14 protein-coding genes are annotated in these 13,508 nt (G+C 67.5%); 7 read left to right on the top strand and 7 right to left on the bottom strand.

Annotated elements, in window-relative coordinates:
* Nucleotides 1-8: 8 nt before the first annotated feature.
* Nucleotides 9-806, bottom strand: coding sequence for a (2Fe-2S)-binding protein (locus G7043_RS11335; RefSeq protein ID WP_207310935.1), 798 nt, complete (start codon nucleotides 804-806; stop codon nucleotides 9-11).
* Nucleotides 807-1,127: 321 nt separating this feature from the next.
* Between G7043_RS11335 and G7043_RS11330 the strand changes: the two genes are divergently transcribed.
* From G7043_RS11330 to G7043_RS11310, 5 genes are all read left to right on the top strand, one after another.
* Nucleotides 1,128-3,692, top strand: coding sequence for an ATP-dependent Clp protease ATP-binding subunit (locus G7043_RS11330; protein WP_086662495.1), 2,565 nt, complete (start codon nucleotides 1,128-1,130; stop codon nucleotides 3,690-3,692).
* A gap of 372 nt (nucleotides 3,693-4,064) precedes the next feature.
* Nucleotides 4,065-4,736 (top strand): YbaB/EbfC family nucleoid-associated protein, encoded by a 672-nt coding sequence (locus G7043_RS11325; protein ID WP_390827108.1) that lies wholly within the window; start codon nucleotides 4,065-4,067, stop codon nucleotides 4,734-4,736.
* Nucleotides 4,733-5,047, top strand: coding sequence for a WXG100 family type VII secretion target (locus G7043_RS11320; protein ID WP_166045508.1), 315 nt, complete (start codon nucleotides 4,733-4,735; stop codon nucleotides 5,045-5,047). The genes G7043_RS11325 and G7043_RS11320 overlap by 4 nt, the downstream gene beginning before the upstream one ends.
* Before the next feature lie 5 nt (nucleotides 5,048-5,052).
* Complete coding sequence (locus G7043_RS11315; RefSeq protein ID WP_166045507.1) at nucleotides 5,053-6,186, top strand: WXG100 family type VII secretion target; 1,134 nt, start codon at nucleotides 5,053-5,055, stop codon at nucleotides 6,184-6,186.
* A 2-nt stretch (nucleotides 6,187-6,188) separates the two neighbouring features.
* Nucleotides 6,189-6,980, top strand: a complete 792-nt coding sequence (locus tag G7043_RS11310; protein ID WP_166045506.1) for a hypothetical protein — start codon at nucleotides 6,189-6,191, stop codon at nucleotides 6,978-6,980.
* A 21-nt stretch (nucleotides 6,981-7,001) separates the two neighbouring features.
* Here G7043_RS11310 and G7043_RS11305 read toward each other — a convergent pair whose 3' ends face one another.
* Nucleotides 7,002-7,634 (bottom strand): DUF6928 family protein, encoded by a 633-nt coding sequence (locus G7043_RS11305; RefSeq protein ID WP_166045505.1) that lies wholly within the window; start codon nucleotides 7,632-7,634, stop codon nucleotides 7,002-7,004.
* Between the two features lie 74 nt (nucleotides 7,635-7,708).
* Here G7043_RS11305 and G7043_RS11300 point away from each other — a divergent pair, with 74 nt between their 5' ends.
* Nucleotides 7,709-8,731: an endonuclease/exonuclease/phosphatase family protein gene (locus G7043_RS11300; protein WP_313887806.1), complete on the top strand. Its 1,023-nt coding sequence runs from the start codon at nucleotides 7,709-7,711 to the stop codon at nucleotides 8,729-8,731.
* On the opposite strand, the gene G7043_RS11295 is transcribed toward G7043_RS11300, so the two are convergent.
* From G7043_RS11295 to G7043_RS11285, 3 genes are all read right to left on the bottom strand, one after another.
* Nucleotides 8,703-9,497 (bottom strand): SIR2 family NAD-dependent protein deacylase, encoded by a 795-nt coding sequence (locus G7043_RS11295; RefSeq protein WP_166045744.1) that lies wholly within the window; start codon nucleotides 9,495-9,497, stop codon nucleotides 8,703-8,705. The genes G7043_RS11300 and G7043_RS11295 overlap by 29 nt on opposite strands.
* The gene (locus G7043_RS11290; protein ID WP_166045504.1) at nucleotides 9,497-9,808 is read right to left on the bottom strand and encodes an antibiotic biosynthesis monooxygenase family protein; all 312 of its coding nucleotides are present in this window, start codon (nucleotides 9,806-9,808) and stop codon (nucleotides 9,497-9,499) included. The genes G7043_RS11295 and G7043_RS11290 overlap by 1 nt, the downstream gene beginning before the upstream one ends.
* 97 nt (nucleotides 9,809-9,905) lie before the next feature.
* Entirely contained in the window at nucleotides 9,906-11,360 is a 1,455-nt protein-coding gene (locus G7043_RS11285; RefSeq protein WP_166045503.1) for a M1 family metallopeptidase, read from the bottom strand.
* On the opposite strand from G7043_RS11285, the gene G7043_RS11280 reads away from it, so the two are divergent.
* The gene (locus G7043_RS11280) at nucleotides 11,359-12,123 is read left to right on the top strand and encodes an alpha/beta fold hydrolase (protein ID WP_207310934.1); all 765 of its coding nucleotides are present in this window, start codon (nucleotides 11,359-11,361) and stop codon (nucleotides 12,121-12,123) included. The genes G7043_RS11285 and G7043_RS11280 overlap by 2 nt on opposite strands.
* Here the strand turns inward: G7043_RS11280 and G7043_RS11275 are convergent.
* Nucleotides 12,072-12,581 (bottom strand): 2'-5' RNA ligase family protein, encoded by a 510-nt coding sequence (locus G7043_RS11275; RefSeq protein ID WP_207310933.1) that lies wholly within the window; start codon nucleotides 12,579-12,581, stop codon nucleotides 12,072-12,074. The genes G7043_RS11280 and G7043_RS11275 overlap by 52 nt on opposite strands.
* Nucleotides 12,581-13,450: an A/G-specific adenine glycosylase gene (locus G7043_RS11270; RefSeq protein WP_166045502.1), complete on the bottom strand. Its 870-nt coding sequence runs from the start codon at nucleotides 13,448-13,450 to the stop codon at nucleotides 12,581-12,583. Before G7043_RS11270 ends, G7043_RS11275 begins: the two co-directional genes overlap by 1 nt.
* Between the last annotated feature and the right edge of the window lie 58 nt (nucleotides 13,451-13,508).

Raw genomic sequence — 13,508 nt, 5'->3', positions numbered from 1 at the left:
ATCGCGGGTCAGGAGCAGGTTCGGGGGCAGGCCGTGCACGGCTCTGCGTCCGGGAGCACGTAGTGGAAGCAGCAGCTGTTGCGCTTGCGCTTCCAGCCCTCGTCGGTGAAGTGGAGGGTTGAGGCGGAGACGAATGGGGCGAGTTTTTCGGGGAGGATCAGGGCGGCGTCGGTGACGCCGCCGTTCTCGTCGCCGCAGACTCGGCCTGCTGCCCAGGCGCCGTACTCCAGCATGTCGGTGGCGGCGGCCCAGAGTTGGCGGCGGCCGAAGCGGACCACTTGGCCGAATGAGGCCACGAACTGGGCGGCGTGGGCGGCGTAGCGGGCGCGAAGGAGGGCGGCCAGGGCTGCTTCGTTCTGGACGACGGTGGCGGCTGGGTGGTTCGAGGCCGGGTCGTCGGGGAGGCAGGCGAACTCGTCGCACAGGACGGCGGTGCCGTCCGGGTGCGGGCGGCCGTCCTGGTTCAGGCGGAAGGCCAGGTCCGAGGGTTTGAGGGTGGGCACGCGGCGGGCCGTGTGGAAGAGCAGGCCGGCCAGCTGGCCCGGGATGTGCAGGTACCAGCCCATGATGTAGCCGGCGGTGGCGCGGTCGTCGGACTCGCCGTACTGCTCGACCATCCATTCGGCGAGGTCCTTGCGCCACAGGTCGAACCTCGCGGGCTCGGCCAGCAGGTCCGAACAGATCTCCCAGTCGGCGGGCGGCGTGCCGAAGTGGATCTCGGTGCCGGCGTTCAGACGGGCGATGGATTCGGCCAGTGGCGTGAGCGCACGCGGGTTCTGCTGTGAGACCCTCGCAGGTACGGTCAACGGCGCAAGTCCTTATCTCATGTGTATGAGGCTTGCCTAACCTTACCGAAGATCGCTCTTGTTTCGCCTGTCGTGGTGGGCCCGGTCACACGAGTATCGCCCAGCGGCGGGTTGTTCGCGCTCAGCGGACATCGCCCGATCTGTGGAATCCGTTGCTCCCGACCTGCGTTGATGGTGGTGTCAGAGTTCGCCGGACGCGGCTTGCCGCTGATGGGAACCACAGGCCTCGGGACCGCCCACTACAGTGGAGCCACGGTGCCGCGCTCACCAGGGTAGATCGGTGGAGCCGAGGACCGCCGACGCAGCAGTCAGGGAGTGCGAATGTTCGAAAGGTTCACCGACCGCGCGAGGCGGGTGGTTGTCCTTGCCCAAGAAGAGGCACGGATGCTCAACCACAACTACATCGGCACCGAGCACATCCTCCTGGGTCTGATCCACGAGGGTGAAGGTGTCGCCGCCAAGGCGCTCGAGTCGTTGGGGATCGCGCTGGAGGGCGTCCGCCAGCAGGTCGAAGAGATCATCGGCCAGGGCCAACAGGCTCCGAGTGGACACATCCCCTTCACCCCGCGCGCCAAGAAGGTGCTTGAGCTGTCTTTGCGCGAGGCGCTGCAGCTCGGCCACAACTACATCGGCACCGAGCACATCCTGCTCGGGTTGATTCGTGAGGGCGAAGGCGTTGCTGCGCAGGTCCTCGTGAAGCTGGGTGCCGACCTGAACAGGGTGCGGCAGCAGGTGCTGCAGCTGCTGTCCGGCTACTCGACGGAGAAGGGTTCGTCGGAGTCGCCGGGTCGTGGCGAGGGCACGCCGTCGTCGTCCCTGGTGCTCGACCAGTTCGGGCGCAACCTCACGGCTTCGGCCCGTGAGGGCAAGCTCGACCCGGTGATCGGGCGCACCAAGGAGATCGAGCGGGTCATGCAGGTGCTGTCCCGCCGCACCAAGAACAACCCGGTCCTCATCGGCGAGCCCGGCGTCGGCAAGACCGCCGTCGTCGAGGGACTGGCGCAGATGGTCGTCAAGGGCGAGGTGCCCGAGACGCTCAAGGACAAGCAGCTCTACACGCTCGACCTCGGCTCGCTGGTCGCGGGCTCGCGCTACCGCGGTGACTTCGAAGAGCGCCTGAAGAAGGTGCTCAAGGAGATCCGCACGCGCGGCGACATCATCCTGTTCATCGACGAGATCCACACGCTCGTCGGTGCGGGTGCCGCCGAGGGCGCCATCGACGCGGCCTCGATCCTGAAGCCGATGCTGGCCCGCGGTGAGCTGCAGACGATCGGTGCCACCACGCTCGACGAGTACCGCAAGCACGTCGAGAAGGACCCCGCGCTGGAGCGCCGCTTCCAGCCGATCCAGGTGGGCGAGCCGTCGCTCGAGCACACCATCGAGATCCTCAAGGGTCTGCGCGACCGGTACGAGGCGCACCACCGCGTCTCGATCACCGACTCCGCGCTGGTCGCCGCCGCCACGCTGGCCGACCGGTACATCAACGACCGGTTCCTGCCGGACAAGGCGATCGACCTCATCGACGAGGCGGGCGCGCGGATGCGCATCCGCCGGATGACCGCGCCGCCAGACCTGCGCGAGTTCGACGAGAAGATCGCCGACGTCCGTCGCGACAAGGAGTCCGCGATCGACGCGCAGGACTTCGAGCGCGCGGCGAAGCTGCGTGACGCGGAGAAGCAGCTCCTGGGCCAGAAGGCCGAGCGGGAGAAGCAGTGGAAGGACGGTGACCTGGACGTCGTCGCGGAGGTCGACGACGAGCAGATCGCCGAGGTCCTCGCCAACTGGACCGGCATCCCGGTGTTCAAGCTCACCGAGGAGGAGACCACGCGTCTGCTCCGCATGGAGGACGAGCTGCACAAGCGGATCATCGGCCAGGTCGACGCGGTCAAGGCCGTGTCGCAGGCGATCCGCCGCACCCGCGCCGGTCTGAAGGACCCGAAGCGTCCGTCGGGCTCGTTCATCTTCGCCGGCCCGTCCGGTGTCGGTAAGACCGAGCTCTCGAAGGCGCTGGCGAACTTCCTGTTCGGCGAGGACGACGCGCTCATCCAGATCGACATGGGCGAGTTCCACGACCGCTACACCGCGTCGCGGCTCTTCGGTGCTCCTCCCGGTTACGTCGGCTACGAAGAGGGCGGTCAGCTCACCGAGAAGGTGCGCCGCAAGCCGTTCTCCGTCGTGCTCTTCGACGAGATCGAGAAGGCCCACCAGGAGGTCTACAACACGCTGCTCCAGGTGCTGGAGGACGGCCGCCTGACCGACGGTCAGGGCCGGACGGTGGACTTCAAGAACACCGTCATCATCTTCACGTCGAACCTGGGCACGTCCGACATCAGCAAGGCCGTCGGCCTCGGCTTCACCTCGGGTCAGGACACCGCGTCCAACTACGAGCGCATGAAGAACAAGGTCAACGACGAGCTGAAGAAGCACTTCCGCCCCGAGTTCCTCAACCGCATCGACGACATCATCGTCTTCCACCAGCTGACTCAGGACGAGATCATCAAGATGGTGGACCTGATGATCGCTCGCGTCGAAACGCAGCTGAAGAACAAGGACATGGCGATCGAGCTCACGGATCGTGCCAAGTCCCTGCTCGCGAAGCGCGGCTTCGACCCGGTGCTGGGCGCCCGCCCGCTGCGCCGGACGATCCAGCGCGAGATCGAGGACACCCTGTCGGAGAAGATCCTGTTCGGCGAGATCCAGCCGGGCCAGATCATCATCACCGACGTCGAGGGCTGGGACGGCGAGTCGGACCAGCACGACAAGGCGAAGTTCGTGTTCCGCGGCGAGGCCAAGCCGAACCGCGTGCCGGACGCCCCGCCGGTCGACCTCGCAGCGCCCGCGGCGGCCGCCGAGCCGCAGGACGCTCCGGCGACCGAGACCGAGTGATCTAGTCGCTCTGTGAGAACGGCTCCCAGGCTTCGGCCTGGGAGCCGTTTTCGTCTGTGCTCAACATCCGGTGCCTGCGGCGAGTTGAGAACTCCAACGGGCGTCGCACCAGCCCGACCTGACCCTGGAGTTCCAGCGCGGACCGTGGCACGTCCGGGTCACCGAGGCCTCCGCTGGTGGACATGATCCTGGAGACCCTCGAACTCATGCCCGGCGTGGAGCCGAGGGATCCCGCCGCGGCGGCGTGACACGGATCGCGTCACCTCGCACCAACGATTCGTCCGTTTCGCCGCGCCCCCGAAACCCCTCCTGGCACTATTGCGCCCGCTCACGTGATCTTGCGCGAGCAGGTGTTCCCAGGAGGAGGTCCTTGTGCCGTCGGCCGCGTTCGAACAACTGGTAGCTCAGTTCGAGCAGTTCCAGTCCCGGATGCAGCGCGTTGACCAGCAGTTCGCCAACATCGGCGAGATGCAGCAACAGCTGACCGAGTTGGAAGCCGTGGCCACCTCGGCCGACAGAGCGGTGACCGTCGTGGCGGGCCCGTCCGGCAGCATCAAGGCCATCCGCCTCACCGACCTCGCCATGCGCAGGCCACCGCACGCCCTCGCCGCCGAACTGATGTCGACCCTGCAACAGGCCGTCGCCGAAGCCGCCCGCCGCCAGGCAGGCATCGTCGAAGGCGCGGTCGGCGACGACATGAAACTCTCGGACCAGGTCCTCGAAACCCAGGCGCAACTCTTCGGAATGTCCAAAGAGGAACTCCGCGCCGTCAGGGCGGAAGAGGCGGCGCCGCAACCGTCCGCCGCACCGGCACCGTCGCGTCCCCCGATGCCTCCGATGCCGCCTGTGCCGCCGGCGGCCCAGGGGCCGGTCCGGCAGCCCGCACCGCCACGCAGGCCCGCGCCCGAGCCGCACGACGACTTCTCCGACCAGAACATCATGCGCGGCAACGCGTGGACCGACAGGTCGCCGCAGCCGCCCGCTGCTCCGCCCAAACAGGACGGCAAGTTCCTGAACCTCTACGACGACGAGGACGGCCGGTGAGCGGGTACAGCGTCAGCCCGGAGGAGTTGCGGGCGTACGCCGACAAGCTCGACGGTCACCGCGCGACGGCGAGCGCCATCAAAGGCCTCGTCGACAAGGCCGACGTGTCTGGCAAGTCGTGGGGTGTGGTGGGCGTGTTCGTCTTCGACACCTACACGAACATGTTGAACGACCTCAGGGACACGTTCACGGCCATGGAAGAGGGCCTGCAGTCCGGCGCGGGCAAGTTCCGCGACACCGCCCAGGGCTATGTGGATCAGGAAGAGGCTCTGCAGCAGATTCTCAACGGCATCAAGGTCGACAGGGGGTAAACCGCGTGGCAGAGGAAGCCATCAAGGCCGGTGGCGTTGAGATCACTGTCGGTGAGAAGACCACCGGGGAAAAAGCCGTCGAGGCGATCCCGATCTACGGCAACTTCGCCAAGGCGACCGAGGCACTGGGCAAGACAGGCGAGACCGGTGGCGTGTCGGCGTTGTCCTCCGAAGGCAGCGCTCTGATCAACGGACTGGTCGAAGCTGGGCAGGGCCTCGCGATGGACCCGCTCGGCTGGTTGGTCGGACAGGGGCTCAACTTCCTGATCAGCGTGGTGCAGCCGCTCGAGGACGCGATCCACTTCGTGAGTGGTGACGGTCCCGCGCTGCAGCAGGCGGGCGAGAACTTCGGTGCCATCGCAGCGGGCATCGCCGAGCTGCGCACCACGTTCGCCGATGACCTGCAGAGCACGGTGCAGAGCTGGGACGGCAGCGCTTCCGAGGCGGCGGGCACCAAGCTGGGGGAGTTCGCCCACGGGATCGACGGTGTTGCCGCTCAGGCCGGGGAACTGGCCGAACTGCTGATGATGTCGTCGATGGTCATGCAGGTCATCGAGGACGTCATCAAGGCGATTCTGACCGAGCTGATCACCTGGCTCATCATGATCTGGATACCTGCGCTCGCCGCCGCGGTTCCGAGTTGTGGCGCGTCGACAGCAGCAGCGGGCGCGGCGACCGGAGTGCGGGTGGCCTCCACTGCGAGCCGGGTGTCGCGGATTGTCGCCAAGCTGCGTCAGCTGCTGACCAAGATCATGGACTTCCTGCGGAACCTGGCGACGAAGGCCAAGAACCTCGGTACCGGCTTCAAGAAGGCCATGGCGGACAAGAAGGCCGCCGTCGCGACCGCGGACAGGAAGCTGAAGCCGGTGCTGGACCAAAACGGCAAGTGGTCCCGGGAGTGGTTGACGGCATCGCCTCGCGACAAGCTGAACAGCTCTGAGGGCATGGTCGGCGAACGCATGAATCAGGGTTTCTGGCGGTCAATGGGGGACGCGGCCGGGAACGAGGCGCTGGCTCAGGGCAACATCGCGCACGAGAAGGGCGGGCGGAACTCGTCCATCCAGGAGAAGGCGAACGAGTACGACCAGACAGGCACCGACTACTCGAAACAACGCATCGAAGGGTATCTGGACATCTGATCATGGAGCCCTACAAGTGGAAACTCCTGCTACTGCTGCTGGGTCTCGCTCTGCTGTTCACGCCACTGTGGTGGTGGTCCTGGCGCAAGAACCGGCAGGAAGCACTTGAGCACGAGGACAAGCTGGCAGCGTTCGCGAACAAGGTCGGCGCGACGGTGACCGATGCGAGTGGTGACGTGCTGCCTTGGTCGGCCGGTCTGGCATCACCGTTCCTGGGTGAGCACGACGGCGTGATGGGGATGATCAGCAGCGCGGGTGGGCCGCAGTTCGACTATGCGCTCGAGTTCGAGCGCAACGGGTGGCGCGTTCGTGTGTGTGAGGCATCGGTGGAGGTGCGTACCGCGACCACAGCCGGCAACACCGTCACGGACTACGAGCACCGGATCGAGGTGGCTACGTCAGAGCTGGTCCCCCTGAAGATCGTCACCAGGCACTGGGCCCAGGGAAGGCGCTTCAGGAAGTGGGCGGCCGAGATGCCGCAGAGCGTTGCAGATCAGGAACGTCCTCTCTGGATGGAACTGCGTCTGGCTGAAGCTGTCGACCAGGCGCACCTCGCGTTCACGAGTGACCTGGTCGAGGCGGACGCGGTGCTGAGCCCACAGGTTGCCGGGTGGTTGCAGGCTCAGGCCGACGGACAGCTGTTCCGGCACCTCACCTTCGAGGCTGGAATCGTCTACACGACGGCAGACGGGCAGATAGCCGAGGAGTCCGTGCTGAGCAGGGTCGACGCACTGCTCGATCTGCTCGGCCACATGCCCGGTGTGCGGCCGAGGAATCCGGTGACCGCCGGCTGAGGACGCCGGCTTCGCGGTGAGTCAGCTGGGCGTCACCGCGAAGCCGGACAGCACGATCTCCTCCAGGGCCGGGTCGTCGTCCTCCCACATCCCCTCGTAGTTGAAGCCGAACAACGCGCGCAGAGCGGCCTCGGCCAGGTCGAGCGGGTGGAAGCGGAACGGGTAGTCGTCGTCCTCGTCGAGGGTTTCGATGAACTCCGGGTCGCCCGCCAGGTACTTCTCCTCGAACGGCAGCGGTGTGCCGATGTCCTCGATCACGCCGCTGTCCGGCGAGAGGCTGAACGAGCGGCGCACCGAGCCGTCGGGCGACCAGATCGCGTAGGCGAAGAAGTCGACGACGCTGTGCATGGCGTGCAGGTAGAGGGTGCGGCCGGCGGCCTCGCGGACGAAGCGCGGGGACAGGTCGGTGGGGGCGTCGTTGGCGGCTTCCCAGGTGCAGACGATGGACAGGCCCGGGAAGACGCCGGCGTAGACCTCGCCTTCCGGCGGGTTGCCCAGGTACAGGCTTCCGTCGGCGATCGGGCGGATGTCGTGTCCCTGGTAGAGGCGCTCCACCAGGGCGGTGGTGGCTTCGCGGTCGATCTTGGGTGACGACCGCAGAACCTTGCTGACGTCGTCGGATGCGTAGAAGAGCATCCAGTCCTTGGCTCCCATGAGGTCAGCATGCCGGAAGGGTCTGACAATTTTTCGGCGGGCAACGAGGGCGCGCTCTCGGCCGTCCTTCAGGTGTGAGCACCACACCGGAGACCGACGCGCACTCGGGCACACTGCACGACGTGGTCACCACCGAGGTGAAGGCCGAGAAGAGCGGTTTCGCCACGTTCTTGCTGGTCGTGTGCGCGATGGCGTTCGTCGCGGCGGCCATGATCAGGCTGCTCGGCATCGACGGCACGCGGTACATGATCGCCACGACCTCGCTGACCCCGTACATCACCGTCGCGGGGCTGCTCATCGGGTTGTTCGCGCTGTTTCGCAAGAGGTGGGTCGTCGGGCTGACGATGACGCTGGTGGCGATCGTGCTCGTGGCGAACGTGGCGCCGCGGGCGTTTCCGGACGCACGGCCGAACGGGGTCGGGCAGCAGGTCAGGCTGATGACCGCGAACCTGCTCACGGGCATCGCGGACGCCGACGCCATCGTGCGCGAGGTGAAGGCGCGCAAGGTCGACATCCTGGCCATGCAGGAGCTGACCCCGGAGATGGTGCGCGATCTCGAACGGGCGGGCCTCAACCAGGTGTTGCCGAACCGGGTCTTCCTGGACGAGCCGGGCGGGTCGGGCAGCGGGATCGCCGCGAAGTACCCGCTCGCGCAACGGAACCTGACCCCGCCGGGCACGTTGCAGCAGGCCGGCGCGCTCGTGGACCTGCCGGGCAAGGACATCGAGGTCGTCTCGGTGCACCCGTTGCCGCCGGTCGTCACCGACGGGCCGGAGGCGTGGCAACGCGAGATGGCCGGGTTGCCCACTCCCGACTCGACCGGGGCGATCAGGGTGCTCGCCGGTGACTTCAACGCGACGCTCGACCACGTCGGCATCACGCGGTTGCTGAACAAGGGGTACGTGGACGCCGCCGACCAGGTCGGCAAGGGACTGATCCACACGTGGCCCAGCAACAGCGGGCCCTGGCCGCCGCCGGTCACCATCGACCACGTGCTGGTGGACACGCGGTGCCCCGTCGACGAGCTGGACGTGTTCGACGTGCCCGGCAGCGATCACCGGGCCGTCGTCACGCAGTTCGTCGTGCCAAGGCTGTGAGGGCCTCCAGCGCGCCCACCGGCAGGGAGACGCCCCGGCCGTGGCGGACTTCGGGCTCGCGGGTGTTGATCCGGATCAACGAACCGGACGCCGCGCTCGCCAGCTCGGCCTGACGCCGCACGGTCGGCACCGCGGTCCCGGCACCGATCTCGATCACGACCAGGTTCCGGTGCGCACGCCGCCACTCCGTCAGCGCGTCGAGCTGCGCCTGACTGCGGTGCGGCACCCAGCCCCAGTCGCCGAACATCAGGATGTTGGGCCGCACCAGCCCACCGCAGAACTGGCACGACGGCAACGAACCGACCGCGCGCATCGTCTCGGGATCGACCGAGACGTCGAACGCGCACTCCCAGATCTCGTCGGTGCACGGTTCCACGCATTGGACGTGGTGGATCGAACCGTGGACCTCGGCGACGTCCGCGAAGCCCGCCCGCTGGAACTGGCCGTCCACATTGGACGTGAACGCGCGGGCGCCCCACGAGCGCAGGATCGCGAAGCCCTTGTGCGGCACGGTCGCGCGGTAGAGCGCTAATCGGTGGCCGTAGAAACCCCAGGCCAGCTCGGGATCGTCGGCGAAGTGCACGGGATCGGCGATCTCCTCGAACTTCAGCCCGAGCCGCTCGTACGGCGGATAGGCCCGCCAGAAGCCCTCGGTGCCGCGGAAGTCCGGCAGACCGGAGTCGACGCCCATGCCGGCACCGGCGCAGACGAGCACCGCGTCCGCGCCGGCGATCAGCTCTGCCGCCTGGTCGTAGGCCTGCTCGATCACTGCTTCGGCTTGCTCCCCAACACGACCTCGAACTCCAGCAGGTCGGCGCCGGTCGACACCGGCTTCGCACGCTCACCGGAGTGCGCCGCCGCACCCGCCTGGCCGTCGCGCCACGCCACGAAGTCCTCATGGGTCTCCCAGTGCGTCACGACGAAGTAGCGGTCCTCGCCCGCGACCGGCCGCAGGAGCTCGAAGCCGAGGAACCCCGGCTGGTTGTCGACCGCGCCGAGGCGGGCGCCGAAACGCTTCTCCAGCTCGGGGCCGGCGCCCTCGGGGACCTTGATCGCGTTGATCTTCACGACTGCCATGACACCGACTCTAGCGGCGTGGCCCGAATCCTTGGCGGCCCTTCCACGCTCAGCAGGACGTATCGCGAAATGACCGGCAAGTCTTCGGGCCACGTCGCTAGCGGCGCACCCCGACAGGCAGCAGGTACTGCTCTTCCGGAATGCCCGATCCCCGGAACCAGGCCTGGAAAAACCCGTCCAGCTGCTGCCCGGAGGTCTTCTTGAAGAGGTTCTCGAACTCCGGCCAGGACGCGTTGCCGTCGCGGTGCTCGGCCGTCCACGTCTTCAGGGTCTTGAAGAACACGTCGTCACCGACCTGCTTGCGCAACGCGTGCATCGCCATGATGCCCTTGTCGTAGACGCCCCGGAACTCGTTGCCCTTGCCCATGTCGTAGAGCTTCGGCGCCCAGAACGACGACCGCTGGCGCAGCTCCTCCACGCGGTTGCGGTAGCGCTCGTCGAGGTTCGTGCCCTGCTTCTCCAGCCACATCCACTGCGAGTAGGACGCCAGACACTCGTTCAGGCAGATGTCCGCCCAGTTCGAGATCGTCACCGAGTCGCCGAACCACTGGTGCGCGTTCTCGTGCACGACCGTCTCCAGGTCGGCCCACGACGCGTAGATCGGCCGGGTCTGCGTCTCCAGCGAGAACCCGATCTGGTCGGCCACCCAGATGCTGCCGGCCGCGCGCTGCGGGTACGGGCCGAACTTCGTCTCCAGGTAGGCGATGATCTCCGGCATCTCCGCCTGCAGCGGCTTCTTCTGCCCGGACGTGCCGGGCGCGTACGCGTCGAGCACCGGGGTGCCGTTGGGCAGTTTCGAGCGGACGATCTCGAACTTGTCGATGGCCACGGTGACCAGGTAGGTCGCGAGCGGCGTCTCCTCCGACCAGTTGAACGTCGTCCAGCCGCCATCACGCGTGACCGGGCCTTCGAGGCCGTTCGAGACCGCCGTCCAGCCGTCGGGGACGCGGGCCGCGAGCTTCAGGGTCGCCTTGTCGCGCGGGGTGTCGTTGGCCGGGAACCAGGACGTCGCGGAGTGCGGCTGACCTGCGGCGAACGCCCCGCCGGTCGACGAGATCTGCCAGCCGCTGCGGCCCAGCGAGGCGTCCGCGACGGCCTTGGGCTCACCGCCGTAGGTGACGACCGCGGTGAACGGCTTGGTCTTCGCGAGCGGCGTGGACGGCGTGATCACCAGCTCGTGGTCGCCCTCCTGCACGAACTTCGCGGGCTGACCGCCGACTTTCACATCGCTGACCTTCAGACCCTCCAGGTCGAGGTTGAACCTCGACAGGTCCGCGGTGGCGGTCGCGGTGATCGTCGCGACGCCCTCCAGCTGCTTCGACTTCGGGTCGTAGGTGATCTTCAGGTCGTAGAGCGTGACGTCGTAACCGCTGTTGCCGTCCGTCGGGTAGTAGGCGTCGCCCGCGCCCGCGCCGGCCTCCACCGCGGCCTCCGGCGACGTCTCCTGACGCTGCTGCTGCGCGTTGTCGCCACTCGGCGTGCGGAACACGACGAGAAGGCCGGCGACGAGCACGAGCAACACCAGGGCGATCAGGTACGGACGGGCCTTCATGCGTTTAATCATCCCTGTGTCGGTGGTGGAGTTCGGCGGAACGGGTCAAGGCGTACTGCTCCTGCACGGCCTGATGAGCAGGGCCACCGCTTGGTGGCCGGTCGCGCAGTGGCTCAAACCTTTCGGCCGTGTCGTCGGGATCGACCAGCGCGGGCACGGCAGAAACCCGCAGCGGGGGCCGTTTCGCACCGAGGACTTCGTCGACGACGCCGCGAAGGCGATCGAGGATCTGGACCTCGGGCCCGCTGTGGTGATCGGGCACTCCATGGGCGGGCTGCACGCGTGGTGTCTCGCGGCGACCCGTCCGGACCTGGTGCGGGCGATTGTGGTCGAGGACTTCGCCCCGGACAACAGGGGCAGGACGATCGACGAGTGGAAGTGGTTCTTCGACGCCTGGCCGGTGCCGTTCCAGTCGCTCGGGCACGTGACCGAGTTCTTCGGCATGCCGCTGTTCGCCGAGTACTTCGAGGAACGCGAGGACGGCTGGCACCTGATCGCCTCGATGGACGACCTCTACGAGATCGCGGCCGAGTGGGGCACGCGGGCGTACTGGGACCAGATCGACCGCGTGCAGTGCCCGTCGCTGGTCATCGAGGCAGGTCAGGGCGGCCAGCTGCCAGGGCAGATGGAGGAGGCGGCGCGGCGTTCGGGCGGCCGGTACCTCTACGTGCCGGAAGCCGGACACGTGGTGCACGCCAGCGCGCCGTGGGTCTACCGGGGTGCGGTGGAGGCCTTCTTGAGCACGTCGATCTCGCCGGTCTGAGTGTCGACGATCGAGACCTCGCGGACCTTCGCGCGGATCGGCTCGACCGGGAACACTTCGGCGAACGCCGCCTTCATGGCGTCGTCGTCGATGTTGTGGACGAGCGTGCAGTGCGGCACCCAGCTGCCGGGCAGGTAGTACGCGCTCGGGTTCTTCACGTGGCCCGCCAGCACGTCGTGGATCGCCGAGTGCACGGCCAGCAGCTCGGCGTCGACCACGGCGGCGAGCATCAGCACGTTCTCGACCGTCGAGAACGTGCTGAGCGTGTGCAGCCAGAGATCCGGCATCCACAGCCGTTCCAGATCCTCGCGCAACTCCTTGCGGACCTTGGGGCCGATGGTGCTCGCGACGGCGTAGGTCAGGTGCGGCGGGTACTCGAGTTTCGCGCCGACGCGCCGTTGCAGCTCGCGGACCTTGGCGTCCGCCTCGTTGTCGAAGAACGCCACGAGCGCGTGCATCAGTGCTCTCCAGGTAGTGCGAACAGGCCGTCCCGCGTTTGCTCCAGCAACCCGTCGTCGAGCAGCGAGACCAGGCACTTCTCCCGCTGCGTGATGTCGTTCCAGACGAGGTCGAGCTGTGCCTTGGGCACCGGTCCCGGCGCGCCGCGCAGCACGTCCAGCAACTTGCCTCGGACCTGCCGGTCGGTGCCCGCGAACTTCTGCACCTTCTTCTCCGGCCCCGCATAGGCAGGCCGGCCAGCCAACTGCCAGGCGCACTCGGCGTACAGCGGGCAGTCCGCGCACTTCTGGTTCTTGGCCGTGCAGATCAACGCCCCGAGCTCCATCAACGCCGCCGAGAACACCGCGGCGTCGTCCTGAGCGTCGGGCAGGATCGCTTCGACGTCCCGCAGGTCGCGCTTGGTCGACGGCGGCCCGGCGTCACCGGCTCCGTGTACCGCGCGAGCCACCACGCGCCGCACGTTCGTGTCGACGACAGCGCACTTCTGCCCGTACGCGAACGTGGCCACCGCACGAGCCGTGTAGCTGCCGATGCCCGGCAACGATTCCAGCGTCTCAACGTCCGAAGGCACCACATCGTCGTGATCGCGCGCGATGGCCGTGGCAGCCTCGTGCAGCCGCAGAGCACGGCGCGGGTAACCGAGCTTGCCCCACATGCGGAGCACCTCGCCCTGGGACGCGGCCGCCATCGCGGACGGCACCGGCCACTTCGCGAGCCACTCGTGCCAGATCGGTTCGACGCGGGCGACCGGCGTCTGCTGCAGCATGATCTCGCTGACCAGCACACCCCAGGCGGTGCAGTCGGGACGGCGCCACGGCAGGTCGCGGGCGGCGGTGTCCCACCAGCCCAGCAGCAACTCGTGATTCATCGCCGCCATTCTCGCAAACGCACGCGGGGCCCTTTCGTACTATCAGTCAGTACGAAAG

This window comes from Lentzea alba, assembly GCF_011067745.1.
In the GTDB taxonomy this organism is placed as follows: domain Bacteria; phylum Actinomycetota; class Actinomycetes; order Mycobacteriales; family Pseudonocardiaceae; genus Lentzea; species Lentzea alba.
The sequence above is the reverse complement of the archived record's forward strand: the minus strand, read 5'-3'. Positions and strand labels throughout refer to the sequence as shown.